This window comes from Paracoccus lichenicola (assembly GCF_009708075.1).
Taxonomy (GTDB): domain Bacteria; phylum Pseudomonadota; class Alphaproteobacteria; order Rhodobacterales; family Rhodobacteraceae; genus Paracoccus; species Paracoccus lichenicola.
Window position 1 is genome coordinate 1 of sequence record NZ_WMBT01000006.1, and the last position, 20,341, is coordinate 20,341.

Annotated in this window: 21 protein-coding genes; 9 read left to right on the forward strand and 12 right to left on the reverse strand. The window is 66.9% G+C overall.

Translation table 11 applies throughout. From position 1 onward, the window contains the following. Positions 1-240, forward strand: a 240-nt coding sequence (locus GIY56_RS18525) for a hypothetical protein (protein ID WP_230312450.1), incomplete at its 5' end; no start/stop codon positions are given. Between the two features lie 149 nt (positions 241-389). On the opposite strand, the gene rpsI is transcribed toward GIY56_RS18525, so the two are convergent. From rpsI to GIY56_RS11125, 3 genes are all read right to left on the reverse strand, one after another. Next, the gene (gene rpsI / locus GIY56_RS11115; protein WP_154764926.1) at positions 390-881 is read right to left on the reverse strand and encodes a 30S ribosomal protein S9; all 492 of its coding nucleotides are present in this window, start codon (positions 879-881) and stop codon (positions 390-392) included. Positions 882-883: 2 nt separating this feature from the next. Continuing rightward, positions 884-1,348 (reverse strand): 50S ribosomal protein L13, encoded by a 465-nt coding sequence (rplM, locus tag GIY56_RS11120; protein ID WP_154764927.1) that lies wholly within the window; start codon positions 1,346-1,348, stop codon positions 884-886. Between the two features lie 133 nt (positions 1,349-1,481). Further along, positions 1,482-1,922: a PaaI family thioesterase gene (locus tag GIY56_RS11125; protein ID WP_154764928.1), complete on the reverse strand. Its 441-nt coding sequence runs from the start codon at positions 1,920-1,922 to the stop codon at positions 1,482-1,484. A 58-nt stretch (positions 1,923-1,980) separates the two neighbouring features. Here GIY56_RS11125 and GIY56_RS11130 point away from each other — a divergent pair, with 58 nt between their 5' ends. Further along, positions 1,981-2,766, forward strand: a complete 786-nt coding sequence (locus GIY56_RS11130) for an enoyl-CoA hydratase (RefSeq protein ID WP_154764929.1) — start codon at positions 1,981-1,983, stop codon at positions 2,764-2,766. A gap of 82 nt (positions 2,767-2,848) precedes the next feature. On the opposite strand, the gene murD is transcribed toward GIY56_RS11130, so the two are convergent. The 9 genes from murD to GIY56_RS11175 all read right to left on the reverse strand — a co-directional run bounded on the left by murD (position 2,849) and on the right by GIY56_RS11175 (position 13,649). Next, positions 2,849-4,252, reverse strand: a complete 1,404-nt coding sequence (murD, locus tag GIY56_RS11135; protein WP_154764930.1) for a UDP-N-acetylmuramoyl-L-alanine--D-glutamate ligase — start codon at positions 4,250-4,252, stop codon at positions 2,849-2,851. Positions 4,253-4,325: 73 nt separating this feature from the next. Further along, positions 4,326-5,408, reverse strand: coding sequence for a phospho-N-acetylmuramoyl-pentapeptide-transferase (mraY, locus tag GIY56_RS11140; protein ID WP_154764931.1), 1,083 nt, complete (start codon positions 5,406-5,408; stop codon positions 4,326-4,328). A 3-nt stretch (positions 5,409-5,411) separates the two neighbouring features. After that, complete coding sequence (locus tag GIY56_RS11145; RefSeq protein WP_154764932.1) at positions 5,412-6,794, reverse strand: UDP-N-acetylmuramoyl-tripeptide--D-alanyl-D-alanine ligase; 1,383 nt, start codon at positions 6,792-6,794, stop codon at positions 5,412-5,414. Continuing rightward, positions 6,791-8,290 carry a UDP-N-acetylmuramoyl-L-alanyl-D-glutamate--2,6-diaminopimelate ligase gene (locus GIY56_RS11150; protein ID WP_154764933.1) on the reverse strand — a complete coding sequence of 500 codons (1,500 nt, stop codon included), beginning with the start codon at positions 8,288-8,290 and terminating at the stop codon, positions 6,791-6,793. Before GIY56_RS11150 ends, GIY56_RS11145 begins: the two co-directional genes overlap by 4 nt. Further along, positions 8,287-10,116, reverse strand: a complete 1,830-nt coding sequence (locus GIY56_RS11155) for a peptidoglycan D,D-transpeptidase FtsI family protein (protein ID WP_154765077.1) — start codon at positions 10,114-10,116, stop codon at positions 8,287-8,289. The genes GIY56_RS11150 and GIY56_RS11155 overlap by 4 nt, the downstream gene beginning before the upstream one ends. 5 nt (positions 10,117-10,121) lie before the next feature. Continuing rightward, positions 10,122-10,472 (reverse strand): cell division protein FtsL, encoded by a 351-nt coding sequence (gene ftsL, locus GIY56_RS11160; RefSeq protein WP_154764934.1) that lies wholly within the window; start codon positions 10,470-10,472, stop codon positions 10,122-10,124. Next, a complete protein-coding gene (rsmH, locus tag GIY56_RS11165; protein WP_154764935.1) occupies positions 10,472-11,437 on the reverse strand; it encodes a 16S rRNA (cytosine(1402)-N(4))-methyltransferase RsmH in 966 nt (321 codons plus the stop codon). The genes ftsL and rsmH overlap by 1 nt, the downstream gene beginning before the upstream one ends. Positions 11,438-11,440: 3 nt before the next feature. Beyond that, positions 11,441-11,953: a division/cell wall cluster transcriptional repressor MraZ gene (locus GIY56_RS18875; RefSeq protein ID WP_196053611.1), complete on the reverse strand. Its 513-nt coding sequence runs from the start codon at positions 11,951-11,953 to the stop codon at positions 11,441-11,443. Between the two features lie 607 nt (positions 11,954-12,560). After that, positions 12,561-13,649, reverse strand: coding sequence for an Mrp/NBP35 family ATP-binding protein (locus GIY56_RS11175; protein WP_154764937.1), 1,089 nt, complete (start codon positions 13,647-13,649; stop codon positions 12,561-12,563). A 338-nt stretch (positions 13,650-13,987) separates the two neighbouring features. On the opposite strand from GIY56_RS11175, the gene GIY56_RS11180 reads away from it, so the two are divergent. The 7 genes from GIY56_RS11180 to GIY56_RS11210 all read left to right on the forward strand — a co-directional run bounded on the left by GIY56_RS11180 (position 13,988) and on the right by GIY56_RS11210 (position 20,224). Continuing rightward, complete coding sequence (locus GIY56_RS11180) at positions 13,988-14,212, forward strand: DUF1127 domain-containing protein (RefSeq protein WP_230312451.1); 225 nt, start codon at positions 13,988-13,990, stop codon at positions 14,210-14,212. 695 nt (positions 14,213-14,907) lie between these two features. After that, complete coding sequence (locus tag GIY56_RS11185) at positions 14,908-15,126, forward strand: hypervirulence associated TUDOR domain-containing protein (protein ID WP_154764938.1); 219 nt, start codon at positions 14,908-14,910, stop codon at positions 15,124-15,126. A 38-nt stretch (positions 15,127-15,164) separates the two neighbouring features. Then, positions 15,165-15,944 (forward strand): 23S rRNA (adenine(2030)-N(6))-methyltransferase RlmJ, encoded by a 780-nt coding sequence (gene rlmJ / locus GIY56_RS11190; protein WP_154764939.1) that lies wholly within the window; start codon positions 15,165-15,167, stop codon positions 15,942-15,944. 67 nt (positions 15,945-16,011) lie between these two features. Beyond that, positions 16,012-16,305 carry an FtsB family cell division protein gene (locus tag GIY56_RS11195; RefSeq protein WP_154764940.1) on the forward strand — a complete coding sequence of 98 codons (294 nt, stop codon included), beginning with the start codon at positions 16,012-16,014 and terminating at the stop codon, positions 16,303-16,305. Positions 16,306-16,414: 109 nt separating this feature from the next. After that, on the forward strand, positions 16,415-17,464 hold the full coding sequence (gene pdhA, locus GIY56_RS11200; RefSeq protein ID WP_154764941.1) for a pyruvate dehydrogenase (acetyl-transferring) E1 component subunit alpha: 1,050 nt from the start codon (positions 16,415-16,417) through the stop codon (positions 17,462-17,464). A gap of 15 nt (positions 17,465-17,479) precedes the next feature. Then, complete coding sequence (locus GIY56_RS11205; RefSeq protein WP_154764942.1) at positions 17,480-18,865, forward strand: pyruvate dehydrogenase complex E1 component subunit beta; 1,386 nt, start codon at positions 17,480-17,482, stop codon at positions 18,863-18,865. A 12-nt stretch (positions 18,866-18,877) separates the two neighbouring features. After that, a complete protein-coding gene (locus tag GIY56_RS11210; RefSeq protein ID WP_154764943.1) occupies positions 18,878-20,224 on the forward strand; it encodes a pyruvate dehydrogenase complex dihydrolipoamide acetyltransferase in 1,347 nt (448 codons plus the stop codon). Positions 20,225-20,341 lie beyond the last annotated feature (117 nt).

The following is a 20,341-nucleotide window of genomic DNA, read 5'->3' on the forward strand; positions in this document are numbered from 1 at the left end:
CGTCCGGCCCCTCCAGCGTTCCCGCCTTCGGTGAAGCGGTATTTACGGAGGAGAAACGGCAGGGGCAAGGAGAAAAATGCGCCTCAGCCGCAACTATCTTTCATCTCTTTGAATTTTCATGAAAAATTTAGTCCCCGGCGCACCCGTGAAAGGATGGACGGCCAGCTTTGGATCAAGCACAAGGCGAATCTTCATCCTGACCATGGCACGATTCCCACCGGAATCGGCTCTTTACCGTGATCCAGGTGCAGCAGAATCGCTGCATTGCCCATCTTGCAGGCAATGTGGCAGCCCTTGGCGACGCGCCGGTGACAGTTCCACGACGGTTCAAGAACGAAAAAGGCGCGACCCTTGCGGATCGCGCCTTTCGGATGTGCGTGCTGCCGGACTCAGCGCTTCGAGAACTGGAAGCTGCGGCGTGCCTTGGCCTTGCCGTATTTCTTCCGTTCCACGACGCGCGAGTCGCGGGTCAGGAAACCGGCGGCCTTCAGCGCGGCGCGCAGGCTGGGTTCATACAGTTGCAGCGCCTGGCTGATGCCATGCTTCACGGCGCCGGCCTGACCCGACAGGCCGCCGCCCTTGACGGTGGCCTGCACGTCGAACTGGTTGGCCACGCCCGCCACGTCGAACGGCTGGCGCAGGATCATCTGCAGCACGGGCCGGGCGAAGTATTCGGTGATGTCCTTGCCGTTCACCACGACCTTGCCGGAACCGGGCTTGACCCAGACCCGGGCAACGGCGTCCTTGCGCTTGCCGGTCGCATAGGAACGGCCCAGGCTGTCACGCTGCGCTTCGCGGCGGATGGGGGCATCGGCCACGACGGCGGCGCTGCCCGACACGACGGATTTCAGATCGTCGAGGCTCTTGATGTCTTCGGCCATAATCACGCGCTCCGGGTGTTCTTGGCGTTCAGGACCTTCACGTCCAGAACTTCGGGCTGCTGCGCCTCGTGCGGGTGTTCGGTCCCGGCATAGACGCGCAGATGGGTCATCTGCTGCTTGCCCAGCTTGTTGCGGCTGATCATGCGTTCGACGGCCTTGATCACCACGCGTTCTGGATGGGCGCCTTCCAGCACCTGGCGGGCCGTGCGGTGCTTGATGCCGCCCGGGTGGCCGGTGTGCCAGTAGTATTTCTTGTCATCGCGCTTGTTGCCGGTCATCTGCACCTTGTCGGCGTTGATGATGATGACGTTGTCGCCCATGTCCATGTGCGGGGTGAAGGTCGGCTTGTGCTTGCCGCGCAGGCGGCTGGCGACGATCGTGGCGAGGCGGCCCAGAACGACGCCCTCGGCGTCGATCAGGATCCACTTCTTCTCGATCTCCGCCGGTTTCGCGGTATAGGTTTTCATCTTTCGTCCCTTCAGGGTCGTCATAATGCGAGATGGGGGTGTATCGGGGATCGCAGCCGATACGTCAAGCATACGGGATGCAAATATGTCCATTAATAACAATTGCTTGCCATTTAGGTATCTAGATACCACATCATAGCGCGCTGTTTTCCGGCCTTTTCGGCGGAATCGCGTAGGTCATCGAACAGCGGGCCACCGGATCCCCTGCCCCTTCCGAAAGGATCAGCGCCTCGGCCACGGCCAGGCTGCGGCCCAGCTTCAGGATCCGGCATTCGGCCAGCAGATCGCGCCCTGCCGCGGGCTTGCGCATGAAGTCGATGGAAGCGTTCGTCGTCACCGCAAGCGCCACCGGTCCGATCCGCGACAGGATCGCGCAATAGATCGCGATGTCGGCCAGGGCGAAGATCGACGGGCCGCCGACGGTGCCGCCGGGCCGCAGATGCCGGTCGTCCACACGCAACCGGGCGACCAGCTTGTCGGGACCGACCGATTCGATGCCGTGATCCCCTGCGGCCTGCGGGAAATCCCTGGCCAGAAAGGCATTCAGCGCCTGTGCGTCCATCACGATGTCCATGCTTTTCCTCTTGCCCCTTGCGGCATAGGCTTGCGGTCAAACGGGAGGAGAGATCAAGATGCCGGACCTGATCCTGCGCCAGGACACCGATCACATCGCGCGGCTGACGCTGAACAGCCCCGCCAACTACAATGCCTTGTCGGCCGAGATGATCGCGGCCCTGACGGATGCCCTTGCCGATGTCGCGGGGGATCAGGACATTCGCGTGGTCGTGCTGGCTGCCAGCGGCAAGGCCTTCTGCGCGGGCCACGACCTGCGGCAGATGCAGGCCGCGCGGGACGGTGCCGACGGCGGGGCTGCGGGTTTTGCCGATCTGTTCGAGACTTGCGCGCGGATGATGCAGATGATCCCCGCCCTGCCGCAGCCGGTGATTGCCGAGGTCCAGGGAATCGCCACTGCCGCCGGATGCCAGCTGGTCGCCTCTTGCGACATGGCGGTCGCGGCGGAAACCGCGCGCTTTGGCGTCAACGGCGTGAACATCGGCCTGTTCTGCTCGACCCCGATGGTCGCCCTGACCCGTGCCATCCCGCCCAAGGCCGCGTTCGAGATGCTGGTGACGGGCGAGTTCATCGACGCCGCCCGGGCGCAGCACCTGGGCCTGGTCAGTCGCGTCGTGCCGCCTGAGGATCTGACCGGCACCGCCATGCAGATGGCCGCGACCATCGCCGCCAAGCTGCCCGCCGCGATCCGCCTGGGCAAGCGCGCCTTCCACGAACAGTTGCGGCTTGGCCTTGCGGAGGCCTATGTTTCGGCGGGCGCCGCGATGTGCCAAAACATCCTGCTGCCCGACACCGCCGAGGGCATGGCGGCCTTCCTGGACAAGCGCCCGCCAAGCTGGGCCTGATCCCTTCACCTTTGTCCAAATATCCTCGGGGGTGAGGCCGCTTGCGGCCGAGGGGGCTGAAAGCCCCCTGCCTCGCTGCCCGTCAGCGCGCCGCCAGGGCCTTCACCAGCTCGGTGAAATGCTCGCCGCGCTTCTCGAAGTTCGGATACTGGTCGAAGCTGGCCGCCGCCGGTGCCAGCAGCACCGTCTCGCCCGGATGGGCCTCGGAAGCGGCGCGGGCAACGGCGGTTTCCATGGTTTCGGCGATGTCATAGGGGGTCTGGCCGATTTCCAGCGCGAAATCGCGGGCGGAATGGCCGATCAGATAGGCCTTGGCCACGCGCCCCAGATGGGGGGCCAGCGCCCCGATGCCGCCTTCCTTCCCCAAGCCTCCGGCGATCCAGCGGATCCGGTCAAAGGCTTGCAGCGCCTTGGCGGCGGCATCGACATTGGTGGCCTTGGAATCGTTGACGTAACGGACGCCGCCGATCTCGGCCACGGTCTGGCTGCGATGCGGCAGGCCCGCGAAGCTGTGGAACGCGGCCTCGATCTCTCGCGGCGCAAGGCCAACGGCGCGGCAGGCGGCATAGGCCGCGCAGGCGTTCTGGTGGTTGTGCGCGCCGGGCAGGCCCCGGACCCCGCGCAGGTCGATGGAGGCCGCCTGCCGCCCCTTGCGGTATTCGGCAAGATGCCCCTTGCGCGCAAAGACCGACCAGGCCGCCCCGTCCAGCTTCGAGCCAGACGAGACGCGGATCACCCGGTCGTCGCTCGGCCCCATCGACAGTTGCCCGGCAAGATACAGCCCCTCGATCTCATCGACGCCGATCACCGCGCGGTCCGGCCCGCCTTCGGCGAACAGCCGCCGCTTGGCCGCGAAATAGCCCCCCGGGCCGCCGTGGCGGTCCAGGTGGTCGGGCGACAGGTTGGTGAAGACCGCGACATCGGGCGTCAGCGCGCGGGCCAGTTCGGTCTGGTAGCTGGACAGTTCCAGCACCACGACCTCTCCGTCGATGGCGGGTTCCAGCGACAGCACGCCCGTGCCGATATTGCCGCCCATCTGCGTCGGGCGGCCCGATTCGGACAGGATGTGATGGATCAGCGCGGTGGTGGTGGACTTGCCGTTCGACCCCGTCACGGCGATCACGCGGGGGGCGCGGTCGAAGCCGTCCCAATCCTCGGTCGCGTAGCTGCGGAAGAACAGGCCGATGTCGTTGTCCACCGGGATGCCCAGGGCATAGGCCTTGGCGATCACCGGGTGGGGCCTTGGGTAAAGATGCGGGATGCCGGGGCTGGTGATCAGGGCCGTGACGCCATGCCAGGCATCGTCGCGGGTCAGGTCAAGGATGGTCAGGCCATCCGCCGCAGCCGCCGCGCGCGTGTCGTTGCCGTCGTCCCAGGCGACAACGGTGGCGCCGCCTGCCGCCAGGGCCGCAGCGGTGGCCTTGCCGGAACGTCCCAAGCCCAGGACAGCGATGGTTTGGCCTTCGACGCCTTGAACCGGAATCATGAATTGCTCCTGTCAAAGCCGGGGGCTTCGCGCCCCCGGACCCCCGCGGGATATTTGAAGTCCAATGCAGGCATCAGCGCAGCTTCAGCGTGGCCAGTCCGATCAGCGCCAGGATCAGCGAGATGATCCAGAAACGGATGACGATCTGCGGCTCGGCCCAGCCTTTCTTCTCGAAGTGGTGGTGGATCGGGGCCATCAGGAAGACGCGGCGGCCGGTGCGCTTGAAATAGGCGACCTGGATGATGACCGACAGCGCCTCGACCACGAACAGCCCGCCGACGATGGCCAGCACGATCTCGTGCTTGGTGACGACGGCGATGGCGCCAAGCGCGCCGCCCAGGGCGAGGCTGCCGGTGTCGCCCATGAAGACCGCCGCCGGGGGGGCGTTATACCACAGGAAGCCCAGGCCGCCGCCGATCAGGGCCGAGACGAAGATCAGGATCTCGCCCGAGCCGGGGACATGGTGGACGCCCAGGTATTCGGTGAAGTCCACCCGGCCCACGGTATAGGCGATGACGCCCAGGGTGCCGGCCGCGATCATCACCGGCATGATGGCAAGGCCGTCCAGCCCGTCGGTCAGGTTCACGGCATTGGCGGACCCCACGATCACAAGCATCCCGAAGGGAATGAAGAAGTACCACAGGTTCACCAGCACGTCCTTGAAGACAGGCAAGGCGACCTGTCCGCTGAGATCCGCCGGATGCAGCCACATCGCCCAGGCCGAGGCGACAAAGGCCAGGGCCAGGCCCATCGCCATGCGCTTGCGGCCCGACACGCCCTTGGTGTTCTGCTTGCTGACCTTGGCGTAATCGTCGGCAAATCCGATCGCGGCATAGCCTGCCGTCACCAGCAGCACGATCCAGACATAGCCGTTGTCCAGCCGCGCCCACAAAAGCGTGGAAAAGAACAGCGCCGACAGGATCAGGATGCCGCCCATCGTGGGCGTGCCCGCCTTGACGAAATGCCCTTCCGGGCCGTCGTCGCGGATCGGCTGGCCCTTCTTCTGCGTGCGGCGCAGGTAATTGATCAGCGGGCGCCCGAAGATGAAGCCGAAGATCAGTGCCGTGAAGAAGGCCGCCCCCGCGCGAAAGGTGATATAGCGGAACAGGTTGAAGAGGTCGCCCCCTTCGGACAGGCCGCTGAGCCAATAAAGCATCGGTTATTCTTTCGTTTGGAATGCAGGCGTTTGCGCCCTGCGGCGCAAGGCGTCAACGACGGTCGAAATCTTCGAGGACTTGGACCCCTTGACCAGCACGATGTCGCCGGGGGCCACCAGATCCGCCGCGCAGGCCGCCAGTTCCCCGGCGGTTTCGGCCCAGACCCCGCGCTTGGCGGGCGGCAGCGCGTCATGCAGCGCGCGCATCCGGGGACCGGCGCTGTGGACCAGATCGACCTGCGCCATGGCCGGATCGTCGGCCATGTCCCGGTGCATGGCGATCTCGTCCGCACCCAGTTCCAGCATGTCGCCCAGGATTGCGACGCGCCGCCCGCCTTGCAGTCCTGCCAGCGTGGCAAGCCCCGCGGACAGGGATGTCGGATTGGCGTTGTAGGCGTCGTCGATCAGGCGGATGCCCGCCAGATCCTCGACCGCGCCGCGTCCCTGGGGGGGCAGCCAGTCGCCTAGGTGCCTGGCGGCTTCCTTGAGGTCGGCGCCTGCGGCGGCAAGCGCGGCCAGCACGCCCACCGCGTTCATCGCGAAATGCGCGCCGGTGGTTTGCAAGGTGAAATCAACGGTTTCGCCGCCGATCCTTGCGCGGCATCCGATGGCGCCGTCCTCGGGCTTGGCCTGGACCAGCTTGGCCTGGCCGTCGCGGCCAAAGCCCATGACAAGCGCGCCCGCGGTATCCGCGCAGTCGCGCAGGATTTGCGTGACCGGCAGATCCTCGGGGATGATGGCGTGGCCGATGGGTTCCAGACCCTGGAAGATCGACCCCTTTTCGCGGGCGATGCCTTCGATGGCCCCAAAGGCCTCAAGATGCGCGGCGGCGACCGTGGTGATCATCGCGACATGGGGGCGGGCCAGGCGCGAGAGCGGCGCGATCTCGCCCGGGTGGTTCATGCCGATTTCCACAATAGCGAAGTCGGTGTCGCGCGGCATCCGCGCCAGGGTCAGCGGCACGCCCCAGTGGTTGTTGTAGCTGGCCTCGGCCGCATGGATGCGCCCCTGCCCCGCCAGCGCCGTCCGCGCCATGTCCTTGGTCGAGGTCTTGCCGACCGATCCGGTGATGGCGATGACCTTGCCCGCCATGCGCCTGCGCCCGGTGCGGCCCAGGGCCTCAAGGGCGGCCAGCACGTCGGGCACGACCAGCAGCGACGCGGTCGGGACGACCCCATCCGGGATCCGGCTGACCAAGGCGGCGCAAGCCCCCTTGTCCAAGGCCTGCGCCACGAAGTCATGTCCGTCGCGCGCGTCCGTCAGTGCGACGAACAGATCGCCCGGCCGGATCGTGCGGGTGTCGATGGAGACGCCCGTGGCAACCCAATCCCCTTGCGCCTGCCCGCCCGTGGCAGAGGCGGCCTCATCGGCTGTCCAAAGCGTCATATCTTGCCGTCCAGTGCCGCGACCGCGACGGATGCCTGTTCGGCATCGTCGAAGGGATAGATGTCGTTGCCGATGATCTGGCCGGTCTCGTGCCCCTTGCCGCAGATCAGCAGCGCGTCGCCCGGCAGCAGCGCATCGACGCCGCGCAGGATCGCCTCGGCCCGGTCGGCGACCTCGGTGGCATCCGGCCCCGCGCCTTCCATCACGGCGGCGCGGATAGCGGCGGGATTTTCGGTCCGGGGATTGTCGTCTGTGACGATCACCACATCGGCAAAGTCGCGCGCGCCCTCGCCCATCAGCGGGCGCTTGCCCCGGTCGCGGTCGCCGCCCGCGCCGATCACGCAGACGATGCGGCCCATCACGTGCGGGCGCAGCGATTGCAGGGCGGCCACGACCGCGCCGGGCTTGTGGGCGTAATCGACAAAGACCGTGGCGCCATTCTCGCGCTGCGCCACAAGCTGCATCCGCCCGCGCACGGTGTGCAGGTCCGGCAGGACGCGCAGCACGGCATCCGCCGAATCGCCCGCCGCCAGGACAAGGCCCATCGCCGCCAGCACGTTTTCGGCCTGGAAGCCCCCGATCAGCGGCAGGCGGACCATGTGCGGCTGGCCCATCAACGAGAATCGCAGATCCTGCCCGGTCGCGTCATAGCGTTGCCCCAGGATCCGCAGCATGGCCTCTTCGCGGGTGCCCACGGTCGTGACGGCCAGCCCGCGGTCGGTGGCGATGTCCAGCATCTGCCGCCCGCGTTCGCCGTCGATGTTGATGACGGCCGCACCGCCGTCCTCCAGGATGTGGTTGAACAACAAGGCCTTGGCCGCGAAATATTCGTCAAAGCCCGCGTGGTAATCCAGATGGTCCTGGCTGAAATTGGTGAAGGCCCCGGCCTCGACCCGCACGCCGTCCAGGCGGCGCTGGTCCAACCCGTGGCTGGACGCCTCCATCGCGGCATGGGTGACGCCCGCTTGCGCGGCTTCGGCCAGAATGCGGTGCAGGGTCAGGGGGTCGGGCGTGGTGTGGGACAGCTTGGCCTGATAATCGCCCTCGACCCCCATGGTGCCCAGGCTGATCGCCTTGTGCCCCAGATGCTGCCAGATCTGGCGGGTGAAGCTGGCGACGCTGGTTTTGCCGGATGTTCCGGTGACGGCCACCACATGGTCGGGCTGCGCCTCGAACCACAGGGCGGCGGCGCCGGCCAGGGCGGCGCGGGGATCCTCGGCGACCACCACGGCGCCGTTCCAGCCGGACAGGGCATCCGCCGCCATCTCGGCGCCCGCGCGGTCGGTCAGGACGGCGCCCGCCCCCATCCGCAGGGCATAGGGGATGAATTCCGCCCCATGCAGCGCCGATCCCGGCAGGGCGGCGAACAGATGGCCGGGCTTCACGGTGCGGCTGTCCAGCGACAGGCCGGTGATGGCCGGGTCGCGCCCGTCCCTTGCCCGCAGCCCAAGCTGCGACAGCGTCTTCGTGCCTTGCCCCACCGTTTCACCCGTCATTGATTTGCGCTGACCTTTAGCTCATCGCCCGGTTGCGATTCAACACGGGGGGCGAAGCGCGGGGCGATGACCGGCAGGTTTTCGTCGGTGACGGGTTCCAGGCCCACCAGCGGGGCCAGGCGGCGGATGATGGCGGAGGCGACGGGGGCGGCGGTGGCGCCGGCCGTGCGGCTTTCCCCGCCGGGACCGGTTACGGACGGTTCGTCCAGCGTCACGATCATCACGTATTTCGGCGCGCTGGCCGGAAAGACCGATGCGAAGGTCGAGACCACCTTGTTGTCGTAATACCCGCCCGAGGGGCGCGGCTTGTCGGCGGTGCCGGTCTTGCCCGCGACCTCGTAGCCTTCGACCTCGGCCTGCTTGGCGGTGCCGCGCGTGACGACCTGGCGCAGCATGTCCACCGCGCGGGCGGCGGCGCGTTCGGACAGGATCCGTTCGCCCTGGGGCCGGGTGCGACCGTGGATCAGCGTGGGCGTGACCTTCACGCCGCCATTGGCGACGGTGGCATAGGCCGCGGCCAGGTGCAGCGGGCTTGCGGCCAGGCCGTGGCCAAAGGACACGGTGGCGGCGGTCACGGCGGGCCAGCGGGTCGGGACCAGCGGCTTGCCCGTGGGGGCCTCGACCATCTCGATAGGCAGGGGGTCGAAGAAGCCCAGCTTCTGCAAGAAGGCCTTTTGCCGTTCGACCCCGATCATCTGGGCGATGCGCACGGTGCCCACGTTGGACGACTTCACGATCACGTCCGTCGCCGACAGTTGCGGGCCATAGTTGGAAAAATCGTTGATCCGGTACTTGCCGATGCGCATCGGCGTCGTGGTGTTGATGCCGCTGTTGGGGTTGATGATCTGCAAATCCAGCGCCTGCGCGACGGGGAAGATCTTGAAGGTGGACCCCAGTTCGTACTGCCCCTGCACCGCGCGGTTGAACAGCGGGCTGTCGGACGGATCGCCCTTCAGCAAGGGGCGGGGGCGGTCGTTCGGGTCGAAATCGGGCAAGGACGCCATGGCCAGGATCTCGCCCGATTCGATCTCCATCAGGATGCCGGTGGCGCCCTTGGCGCTCATCACCTCCATGCCGGAGGCCAGCACCTGCTCCATCGCGGATTGCACGGACAGGTCGATGGACAGCTGCAAGGGCGCGCCGTCGTTGGCGGGATCGCGCAGCCAGCCGTCGAAGGCCTTCTCGACGCCCGCCACGCCCAGGACCTCGGCGCTGTCCACGCCTTCGTTGCCGAAGCCCGACCCGCCCAGGATATGGCTGGCGATGTGGCCGTTGGGATAAACGCGCATCTCGCGCGGGCCGAACAGCAGGCCCGGCTCGCCGATGTCGTGGACGGCCTGCATCTGTTCGGGCGACATCTTGCGCTTGATCCACATGAACTTGCGGCTGCCGGTGAAGTCGCGCAGCAGCTTGTCCGCGTCCAGATCGGGAAAGATGCGCGCCAGGTTCCGCGCCGCGCCCACCGGATCGACCATCTGGTGCGGGTGGGCATACAGCGAATGCGTCAAAAGGTTCGTCGCCAGCACCCGCCCCTGCCGGTCGGTGATGTCCGCGCGCTGCGAGACGATCTGCGCCGACATGACCTCGCTGCGCGGCTCGATCGGATCGGTCGAGGCCAGCGCGCCCATGCGCACCCCCACCGTCCCGAAGCCCAGGACGAACAGGCTGGCCATCAGCGCCAGCCGCCCCTCGGCCCGGCGGCGGGCCTTGTCCTGGATCGCCTCGTGGCGCAGGCGGCGGTTCTCGGCCTCGATGGCGTCAGGGTTCTCGCCACGCTCTCGGGCGCGGAGGATCCGGGCCAGGGGACGCAAGGGGATGCGGATCATGACGGTCACTCCTGCGGGGCGGCGGGGTTGCCGGAAGATTCGGATGCGACTTCGGGTTGCGGCGCGGGGGGCTTGGGATAGTCGATATGGCCCAGATCCATCACCTGCCCCGCCTCGCGTGGGATCAGTTGCAGCCGGTCGAAGTTCAGGTCCACCAGTTCCCGCAACCGGTCGGGACGGTTGAGATAGGCCCATTCGGCGCGCAGCACGCCCAGATCCTCGCGCAACTGGGCGATCTCGCGCTGGACCTGGCTCATCTCGCCCAAGGCAGCCTGGGTGCGGTAGTTCTCGCGGTAAGCCCAGAAGGCCAGGCCCATGACCAGAAGCGCGCAGGCGAGATAGGTCAGGGGACGCATCAATGGCCCCCCTTCGGCAGGCGCGGCATGGCCAGTGCATCGGCATCGACCGCAGCCGCAGGCGCGTCGGTGCGGATCGCCACGCGCAGCAGGGCGGACCGGGCGCGGGGGTTGGCGGACTCCTCTTCGGGGTCGGGACCGATGGCGCGGCGGAAGGGCATGGTGAAGGCCGCGGGCGCCATGTCCTGCACGGGGGCATAGCGGCTGCCCCCGCCCGCGCTGTTCGACCGGGCCTGCATGAACCGCTTGACGATGCGGTCCTCCAGCGAATGAAAGCTGACAACGGCCAGCTTGCCGCCGGGCTTCAGGGCGCGCTCGGCGGCGGAGAGGCCATCGACCAGCTGGCGGAATTCGTCGTTCACCCAGATGCGGACCGCCTGGAAGCTGCGGGTGGCGGGGTGGCTTTGCCCGGGCTTGGGGCGCGGCAGGCACCCGGCCACGACCTCGGCCAGCTGCGCCGTGCGGGTCAGCGGGCGGGCGGCGACGATGGCGCGGGCGATGCGGCGGGCGGCGCGTTCCTCGCCGTAATGATAAAGGACATCGGCGATCACCGCTTCCTCGGCCGTGTTCAGCAGGTCGGCGGCCGACGGCCCCGCCTGTTCCATCCGCATGTCCAAGGGTCCGTCGCGCAGAAAGGAAAAGCCGCGTTCCGCCAGATCCAGCTGCATCGAGCTGACGCCCAGATCCAGCACCACGCCGTCCAGCGATTCGCCCGCAAGTTGATCAAGGTCGGAAAACGTCCCCTCGACCAGCCGCAGCCGGTCGCCGTATTCGCCCGCCCAAGGCATGGCCATGTCGAAGACCAGCGGGTCGCGGTCCACGCCGATCACCCGGTCGGCGCCTGCCGCCAGCAGGCCCCGGGAATAGCCCCCCGCCCCGAAGGTGCCGTCCAGCCAGACGCCGGAAACCGGGGCAACCGCGCGAAGCAGCGGGGCAAGCAGGACGGGGACATGCGATTCGGCCATGGCCTAGCCCTCGTCCACCTGGTCCAGGAAGGACCGGGGATCGAATTCGGGACCGTGCCGGGCGGTGAAATCCTCCAGCGCGGTAACATCCTTGGGCCGCGAATCGGGGTGATAAACCTGGATGTAATCGCCGCGCGATTCGAAGATCGTCTCGGATCCTTCACTAAAGCCCAGCTTTTCGCGCAATTTCTGGGGCAGCACCAGGCGGCCCTCCTTGTCGATTTCCAGATCGGTGGACTGGCCGTTCATCAGCACTTCCAGCCAGCGGCGCTCGGGCGAGCCGCGCGTCAGCTTGTCGATCTGGGCGTCGATTTCCTCGATGGCCTCGATGCTGTAAAGCTCGATCCAGTTCCACCAGTCGGGACCGTACACGGCCACCAGCTGCGTGCGTCCGGTGTTGGCGGTGGCAAAGGCAGGATCGCCGGCATCGAACACGCGCCGCAGCCGGGCGGGGATCGACATCCGACCCTTGCCATCGACCTTGACGGATTCAGTGCCTCTGAACTTCCGCGTCACCCTTGGCCTGCCTCACTGCCGCTCTTTCGCCCGCCCGAAAGAGAAAGGGCGGACCGGGCCGCTGCCACTGCCCGATCCGCCGCCCTCGTTCCCCGTCCGGCCCCTTTTTTGGGGTCTGTCCCTGTCACGCGCCACCTGGGGGAGGTGCTGCTCGCGCGTGCGGGCGCTTATTTGGAAAACGGATGCCTGTATGAAAGCCTGCTCGCCTGGGGGGTCTTGATGCCCCTTCGCTGCCCGTCTTCGTGATCTGGTTGTGGCACGGGAATTCATGGGAAGCAACGGTATTCTTCGCCAAGCGGTGAAACCAAAGCGCGAACGGCGGAATGTCGCATATTTGCCATTTGCCTGTTTCGACTCGGGAAAAGCCCCATGCCTGGGGATTTCGCCCCATGAAACCACCAGATCTGGAGAATTAACTTTTGTTATTTTGCGTGCCGTGAACCGGCGCCGCCCGGGTCAGGCAAGATGACCTGTTGCCACTTATCCACAGAAAACTGGGGCTGCGGATTTATCGCTCACAGGGCTTCACGCCGCTGCGATTTGGCCGGAAACGGATGGCACCCCGCCAAATCCCTGCATTCCCGTTCATTCCCAAGCCGTTTCGATTTCAGGCCACGCCGTCCCGGATCAGGCGTGCTGCAAGCCGGGCATAGGCCTGGACCGTCGCGCCCTCTCCCAAGGCGACCGGACGGCCCGAATCGCCCGCAAGCCGCACGTCCAGTTCCAGCGGCAGCTCGCCCAGGAACGGCAGGCCCAGCTGCGCCGCCTCGGCCGCGACGCCGCCATGGCCGAACAGATGCGCCTCGTGCCCGCAGTTGGGACAGACATAGGTGGACATGTTCTCGATCAGGCCCAGCACCGGGGTCTTCAGCTTGTTGAACATGTCGATGGCCCGGCGGGCATCCAGCAGTGCCACGTCCTGGGGCGTGGACACGATGACCGCCCCCGTCACGGCGGCCTTCTGGCACAGGCTCAGCTGCACGTCGCCGGTGCCGGGCGGCAGGTCGATCAGCAGCACGTCCAGCTCTCCCCAGTTCACCTGCTGCAGCATCTGCTGCATCGCGCCCATCAGCATGGGACCGCGCCAGACCACCGCCTCGCCTTCCTTCAGCATCAGGCCGATGGACATGACGGTGACGCCATGGGCGTGCAGCGGCTCGATATGCTGGCCGTCGGGGCTGGCGGGGCGGCCCGAGATCCCCATCATGCGCGGCTGCGAGGGGCCATAGATGTCGGCGTCCAGCAGCCCGACCTTGCGCCCGGCCCGCGCCAGGGCCACCGCGAGGTTCGAGGTCACGGTCGATTTGCCCACGCCGCCCTTGCCCGAGCCGATGGCGACGATGTTCCTGACGCCCGGGATCGCCTGCGGTCCCGCCTGCCCGGTCGGATGCCGCCCGATCTGCAACGAGGGCGCCGCACCGGACGTTCGCACGGCCTCGGACTGCTTGCCGGCGGGGGCGGTCATGACGATCTGGACCCTGGACACGCCCGGCAGCGCCTCGAGCCGGCGCTTCGCCTCGGCCTCGACGGGCGCAAGGCTGCGCGCGACGGCGGCGTCCGCGACCTCCAGCACGAATCTGACCGTGCCTTCGTCCACGGTGAAAGCGCGCACCAGATCGGCCTTTTCCAGCGTCCGCCCGTCCGGCAGCACGATATCAGAGATTGCCCTTAGGGCAGCTTCACGGTTCACGGACATGTCAGGCCTGTTCTTGCAACGTCAGCGCCAACATGGTCCAACGCGGCCCCCGCATCAACCACCCGCCGCAATTTGCGGCACCGGGCCACCGGCGTTGTGTCCCTCGCCCATTTTTGCAGCGCGGCGTGATCGCTAACGCCGTTTGGCCGTCACATTTTTGTCATAGATTGCAGGACACAAGCGGCAGGTTGCCGCGCCAGTCATGCGATTGCTGCATGGCAGCATTCCCGAATGATCCATTGTGCAGCCGCAGCATTAGCGCCATCTTGGGTCCATCGAAACAGCGCAAGGCCAATCCGGGTCAGCGCAGATGCCAGACGCCGAAAAGGAAACACATCATGGCTGCCATCGCCAACACCCACAACGCCGCTGCCGCTACCGGCTTCGCTGGCCGTCTGATGGCTGCGATCCAGCACATGCAGGAAAACCGCGCCCGCCGCGTGATCTATCGCCAGACGGTTCGCGAACTGAACGCCCTGACCAGCCGCGATCTGGCGGACCTGGGCATCAACCGCGCGATGATCGGTCGCCTGGCCCACGAAGCGGCCTGGGGCACGAAATAAGAATAAGCTATTCCGCCCCACCCTCCTCCCAGGGGCCGGAACGGGCGGCATCCTCACTCCTCCTCCCAGAGGATGCCGCCGAAACAGCGCAGGAACCCTTTCTCCTCCCTGGGGTTTCAGCGACAGGCGGCGACCCCTCCTCCTCCCTCGGGGTCGCCGCACACGAAACATAGCCGCCCCATTTGCGGCAACGAGATACGGCCCGTCCTCTCCTCCCCTCGGGCAGGGCCGTTTGCGGTGAAGCCTTTCCTCCTCCCCGGCTGAACCGCACCCCACATAGCCGCCTCATTTGCGGCACCTGATGCGACGGACCTCTCCTCCTCCCATGGTCCGCTCGTTGGCGGCAACGGCCCTCCTCCTCCCTGGCCTTGCCGCACCCCATACGCGGCCCCTCCCTCCTCCCTGGGCCAGCGTTACGCGGCGGCGCCCTCCTCCTCCCTGGCGCCGCCGCCCCTCCATAGCCGCCTTGTTCGCGGCACCCTGATGCGACGGACCCCTCCTCCCATTGGTCCGCTCGTTGGCGGCAACGGCCCTCCTCCTCCCTGGCCGTGCCGCACCCCAAACGCGGCCCCCCCTCCTCCCTGGGCCAGCGTTCCGCGGCGGCGCCCCTCCTCCTCCCTGGGCGCCGCCGCTTTTCGTTTGCAGCCCCGGAACCTGGCGATTCGCCTCGCGTTGAGAGGCGAAAGGGGATGGACATGAGCAAATTCCGCGTGGGCACGGCCGTCGAATGGGACTGGGGCAAGGGCACCGCCACCGGCACTATCACCGAATCCTTCACCGAACCGGTCGAACGCACCATCAAGGGCGCCACGATCAAGCGGAACGCCGATCCCGAAAACCCCGCCTACCTGATCGAACAGGACGACGGCGACCGGGTGCTGAAAAGCCATTCCGAACTGCGCAAGGCGACTTGAGGCTTTCGCCGACCTGTGGCGCGGGCTAAGGGCGGCTCATGCTCAGCTATCAACATGCCTATCACGCGGGAAACCTGGCCGACCTGCACAAGCACGCGCTGCTGGCCGCCGCGCTGGATTACCTGACGCGCAAGGACAAGCCCTTGTCCTATCTGGAAACCCATGCCGGGCGGGGCCTCTATTCCCTGGACGGGGCCGAGGCCGCGAAAACGGGAGAGGCGCGCGCGGGCATCCGGCGGGCCGAGGCCGAGGGCTGGCTGCTCCCCGATCACCCGCTGCTGGCGGCCCTGGCGCAAGTCCGCCGCAGTCATGGCCCATCCGCCTATCCCGGATCGCCGCTGATCGCCGCGCATTTCCTGCGCCGGGGCGATTCCGCGCATCTGGCCGAACTGCATCCCGCCGAACACGAGGCGCTGACCCATGTCGCGGGCTTTGCCACGCTGCACCGTCAGGACGGCTTCCAGATGGCGCAGGCGGTCTGCCCGCCGACCCCCCGGCGCGGGTTGATCCTGATCGACCCCAGCTACGAGGTGAAATCCGACTATGCCGTGATCCCGCGCCAGATCGGGCTGATCGCGCGCAAATGGAACGTCGGCGTCATTGCGCTGTGGTATCCGATCCTGCCTGACGCCCGCCACGCGCCGATGCTGGACGCGCTGATGACCGCCCATCCCGAGGCCCTGCGGTCCGAGGTGGCGTTTGCCCCCGCCCGTCCCGGCCATTCCATGACCGGATCGGGCCTATGGGTGCTGAACGCCCCCTTCGGCCTGGCCGGGGAAGCCGCGCGGCTCGAGGCGATCTTCCGCCGCAACGCCTGATCCGGGGGATTCCCCTGCCCTTGCCGCTGTGGCATGATCCGCCCCACCAACCAGAACGGCCCGTTCCATGTCGCAGCGTCTTTCCCTCAGCGCCACCATTCTTCTGGCCCTTGCCGTGGCCCTGGGCGTCTATTTCGCCTTTGCCGCCGTGCAGGGACCCTCGGGCATCCTGCGCCGCATCCAGATCGAGGCCGAGACGGCCGAACTGACCCTCCAGCGCGACACGCTGAAGGCCGAGGTGCAGCAGATGCAGAACCTGACCCGGCGGATGTCGGACGAATACCTGGACCTCGACCTGCTGGACGAACAGGCCCGACAGGTCCTGGGCGTCCTGCGCGCGGACGAGGTGATCCTGCGCTGACCCGCCGTCAGGCTGTCGCCACGTTCGCGGATTGCACCCCCTATCCCGATGCGCTACGCATAGTTTAACGCTGAACTATCCCGACCGCGCTTTGAGGAGGACCCCCCGCATGGCCAGGAAGCCTGCCCCCGCAGCCGAAACGCAATCCCCCGATACCCCGTCCAACGTGTCCCGGGACGAGCTGCTGCAATATTACCGCGACATGCTGCTGATCCGCCGGTTCGAGGAAAAGGCAGGCCAGCTTTACGGCATGGGCCTGATCGGCGGCTTCTGCCACCTGTACATCGGCCAGGAAGCGGTTGTCGTGGGCCTGGAGGCGACCACCAAGGAAGGCGACAAGCGCATCACCAGCTATCGCGACCACGGCCACATGCTGGCCTGCGGCATGGAAGCGCGCGGCGTGATGGCCGAACTGACGGGCCGCGAGGGGGGATACTCCAAGGGCAAGGGCGGTTCGATGCACATGTTCAGCCGCGAAAAGCATTTCTACGGCGGCCATGGCATCGTCGCGGCCCAGGTGCCGCTGGGCGCGGGCCTGGCCTTCGCCGACAAGTACCTTGGCAACGACAACGTGACCTTCGCCTATTTCGGCGACGGCGCGGCCAACCAGGGCCAGGTCTACGAGACCTACAACATGGCCATGATCTGGGAATTGCCGGTCATCTTCGTGATCGAGAACAACCAGTATGCCATGGGCACCTCGATGAAGCGGTCCACGCGGTCCACCACGCTGTATGGCCGGGGCGAGGCCTTCGGCATCCCGGGCGAACAGGTGGACGGCATGGACGTGCTGGCCGTGAAGGCCGCGGGCGAAAAGGCCGTGGCCCACTGCCGCGCGGGCAAGGGGCCTTATATCCTCGAGGTGATGACCTACCGCTATCGCGGCCACTCGATGTCGGACCCCGCGAAATACCGCACCCGCGAGGAAGTGCAGAAGATGCGCGACGAACGCGACGCCATCGAACATGTGCGCGAACTGCTGCTGCAAGGCCGCCACGCGACCGAGGACGACCTGAAGGCCATCGACAAGGACATCAAGGACATCGTGAACGATTCCGCCGAATTCGCCAAGGAAAGCCCCGAGCCTGCCCTGGAGGAACTGTGGACCGACATTTACGCCGAGGACCTGCCCCAGGGCAGCGCCGAAGAACACGCCTGAGGGAGGGTTGAACAAATGGCTACCGAAATCCTGATGCCCGCCCTGTCCCCGACGATGGAGGAAGGCACCCTGGCGAAATGGTTGAAGAAGGAAGGCGACGCGGTGAAATCCGGCGACATCATCGCCGAGATCGAGACCGACAAGGCCACGATGGAATTCGAGGCGGTGGATGAAGGCATCCTGGGCAAGATCCTGATCGCCGAAGGATCCCAGGGCGTGAAGGTGAACACCCCCATCGCCGTGCTGGTCGCCGAAGGCGAATCCGCCGACGACGTGAAGGCGGACAGCAAGCCCGCGCAGGTGCAGGCCCCCTCGACCGCGGAAGGACCAGACGACAAGGGGCAGCCGGGCCAATCCGCCGTCGAAGCCGTCAGGACCCCCGAACCCGACCGCAGCCCCGACTGGCCGGAAGGCACCAAGATGAAGACCATGACCGTGCGGGAAGCCCTGCGCGAAGCCATGGCCGAGGAGATGGAGCGCGACGAGACCGTCTTCCTGATGGGCGAGGAAGTGGGCGAATACCAGGGCGCCTACAAGATCAGCCAGGGCCTGCTGGACCGCTTCGGGCCGCGCCGCGTGGTCGATACGCCCATCAGCGAAATGGGCTTCGCCGGCATCGGCACGGGTGCCGCGTTGGCGGGCCTGCGTCCCATCGTCGAATTCATGACCTTCAACTTCGCCATGCAGGCGATGGACCACATCATCAACTCGGCCGCCAAGACCCTTTACATGTCGGGCGGCCAGATGGGTTGCCCCATCGTCTTCCGCGGCCCGAACGGCGCCGCCGCCCGCGTGGCGGCCCAGCACAGCCAGGATTATGCGGCCTGGTATGCCTCGGTTCCCGGGTTGAAGGTTGTGATGCCCTATTCGGCGGCGGACGCCAAGGGCCTGATGAAGCAGGCGATCCGCGACCCGAACCCGGTGATCTTCCTGGAAAACGAGATCCTTTACGGCCGCTCGTTCGAGGTGCCGGACCTGCCCGACTTCACCATCCCCTTCGGCAAGGCCCGCATTGCGCGTCAGGGCAAGGACGTGACGATCATCAGCTTCGGCATCGGCATGGCCCATGCCCTGGAAGCCGCCGACACGCTGGCCAAGGACGGGATCGAGGCCGAGGTGATCGACCTGCGCACCCTGCGCCCGATCGACTATGCCACGATCATCGACTCGGTCAAGAAGACCAACCGCTGCGTGACGGTCGAGGAAGGCTTTCCCGTGGGGTCCATCGGCAACCACCTGTCGGCCCATATCATGGAAAACGCCTTCGATTACCTGGACGCGCCCGTGATCAACTGCACCGGCAAGGACGTGCCCATGCCCTATGCCGCCAACCTTGAAAAGCACGCGCTGATCACGCCCGCCGAGGTCGTGGAAGCCGTGAAAAAAGTCACCTATCGCTAAGGGGAACGCGTCATGCCGACAGAAATCCTGATGCCCGCGCTGTCCCCCACCATGGAGGAAGGGACGCTGGCCAAATGGCTGGTCAAGGAAGGCGACACGGTCAAGTCCGGCGACATCATCGCCGAGATCGAGACCGACAAGGCCACGATGGAATTCGAGGCCGTCGATGAAGGCACCATCGGCAAGCTGCTGGTGACCGAAGGCAGCGCGGGGGTCAAGGTCAACACCCCCATCGCCGTCCTGCTGGAGGAAGGCGAGGATGCCTCCGCTGCGTCCAGCCCGGCACCCGCCAAGGCCGCAGCCGCGCCTGCCGCCGAGGAAAGGGCCGCCGCCGAAAAGGGCTATGGCGGTCCCATCGGCGCGCCCATCGCAGGCGACGCCGCCCCGGCAAAACCCGCGCCCGCCCCGGTCCAAGCTCAAGGCGACCGCATCTTCGCATCCCCCCTTGCCCGCCGCATTGCCGCCGAAAAGGGCATCGACCTGTCCGCCATCACCGGCACCGGCCCGCGCGGCCGGATCGTCAAGGCCGACGTCGAAGGCGCGAAACCCGGCGCGGCCAAGCCTGCCCCGGCTCCCGTCGCCGCCGCACCATCCGCTGCTCCGGCCCCCGCCGCCGCGCAGGCCCCCAAGGCGCCCTCCGCCGACGCGATCCTGAAAATGTATGCCGACCGCGAAACGACCGAGGTTCCACTGGACGGGATGCGCCGCACCATCGCCGCCCGCCTGTCCGAGGCCAAGCAGACCATCCCGCATTTCTACCTGCGCCGCTCGGCCAGGCTGGACACGCTGATGGACTTTCGCGCCATGCTGAACAAGCAGCTCGAATCGCGGGGCGTGAAGCTTTCGGTCAACGACTTCATCATCAAGGCCTGCGCGCTGGCCCTGCAACAGGTGCCCGACGCCAACGCCGTCTGGGCGGGCGACCGCATCCTGAAGCTGAAGCCCTCGGACGTGGCGGTGGCCGTCGCTATCGAAGGGGGCCTGTTCACCCCCGTCCTGAAGGACGCGCACCAGAAGACCCTGTCGGCCCTGTCGGCCGAGATGAAGGATCTGGCAAGCCGCGCCAAGTCGAAGAAGCTCGCCCCCCACGAATACCAGGGCGGCAGCTTCGCGATCAGTAACCTCGGCATGTTCGGGATCGAGAACTTCGACGCGGTCATCAACCCGCCCCACGGCGCGATCCTGGCCGTCGGCGCAGGCATCCCGACCCCCGTGGTGGAAAATGGCGAAGTGGTGGTGCGCAACGTCATGTCCATGACCCTGTCGGTCGATCACCGCGTCATCGACGGCGCCTTGGGCGCGCAACTGCTGGAAGCCATCGTCACCCATCTGGAAAACCCGGTGGGAATGCTGGCCTGATCACGCCGGACGCTTGAACGAAGGGACGTCCTCAAGGCGCCCTTCCTGCATCTTTGCCTTGGAAAAATATCCCGCAGGGGGTCCGGGGGACGCGAAGTCCCCCGGCGCTCGCGGGAC

Excerpts from the sequence above, each read along its gene's own strand:
- rpsI (WP_154764926.1), bottom strand. The coding sequence starts at position 881 with ATGGCCGAAGACATCAAGAGCCTCGACGATCTGAAATCCGTCGTGTCG.
- rplM (WP_154764927.1), bottom strand. The coding sequence starts at position 1,348 with ATGAAAACCTATACCGCGAAACCGGCGGAGATCGAGAAGAAGTGGATC.
- GIY56_RS11125 (WP_154764928.1), bottom strand. The coding sequence starts at position 1,922 with ATGGACATCGTGATGGACGCACAGGCGCTGAATGCCTTTCTGGCCAGG.
- GIY56_RS11130 (WP_154764929.1), top strand. The coding sequence starts at position 1,981 with ATGCCGGACCTGATCCTGCGCCAGGACACCGATCACATCGCGCGGCTG.
- murD (WP_154764930.1), bottom strand. The coding sequence starts at position 4,252 with ATGATTCCGGTTCAAGGCGTCGAAGGCCAAACCATCGCTGTCCTGGGC.
- mraY (WP_154764931.1), bottom strand. The coding sequence starts at position 5,408 with ATGCTTTATTGGCTCAGCGGCCTGTCCGAAGGGGGCGACCTCTTCAAC.
- GIY56_RS11145 (WP_154764932.1), bottom strand. The coding sequence starts at position 6,794 with ATGACGCTTTGGACAGCCGATGAGGCCGCCTCTGCCACGGGCGGGCAG.
- GIY56_RS11150 (WP_154764933.1), bottom strand. The coding sequence starts at position 8,290 with ATGACGGGTGAAACGGTGGGGCAAGGCACGAAGACGCTGTCGCAGCTT.
- GIY56_RS11155 (WP_154765077.1), bottom strand. The coding sequence starts at position 10,116 with ATGATCCGCATCCCCTTGCGTCCCCTGGCCCGGATCCTCCGCGCCCGA.
- ftsL (WP_154764934.1), bottom strand. The coding sequence starts at position 10,472 with ATGCGTCCCCTGACCTATCTCGCCTGCGCGCTTCTGGTCATGGGCCTG.
- rsmH (WP_154764935.1), bottom strand. The coding sequence starts at position 11,437 with ATGGCCGAATCGCATGTCCCCGTCCTGCTTGCCCCGCTGCTTCGCGCG.
- GIY56_RS11175 (WP_154764937.1), bottom strand. The coding sequence starts at position 13,649 with ATGTCCGTGAACCGTGAAGCTGCCCTAAGGGCAATCTCTGATATCGTG.
- GIY56_RS11180 (WP_230312451.1), top strand. The coding sequence starts at position 13,988 with ATGGCTGCCATCGCCAACACCCACAACGCCGCTGCCGCTACCGGCTTC.
- GIY56_RS11185 (WP_154764938.1), top strand. The coding sequence starts at position 14,908 with ATGAGCAAATTCCGCGTGGGCACGGCCGTCGAATGGGACTGGGGCAAG.
- rlmJ (WP_154764939.1), top strand. The coding sequence starts at position 15,165 with ATGCTCAGCTATCAACATGCCTATCACGCGGGAAACCTGGCCGACCTG.
- GIY56_RS11195 (WP_154764940.1), top strand. The coding sequence starts at position 16,012 with ATGTCGCAGCGTCTTTCCCTCAGCGCCACCATTCTTCTGGCCCTTGCC.
- pdhA (WP_154764941.1), top strand. The coding sequence starts at position 16,415 with ATGGCCAGGAAGCCTGCCCCCGCAGCCGAAACGCAATCCCCCGATACC.
- GIY56_RS11205 (WP_154764942.1), top strand. The coding sequence starts at position 17,480 with ATGGCTACCGAAATCCTGATGCCCGCCCTGTCCCCGACGATGGAGGAA.
- GIY56_RS11210 (WP_154764943.1), top strand. The coding sequence starts at position 18,878 with ATGCCGACAGAAATCCTGATGCCCGCGCTGTCCCCCACCATGGAGGAA.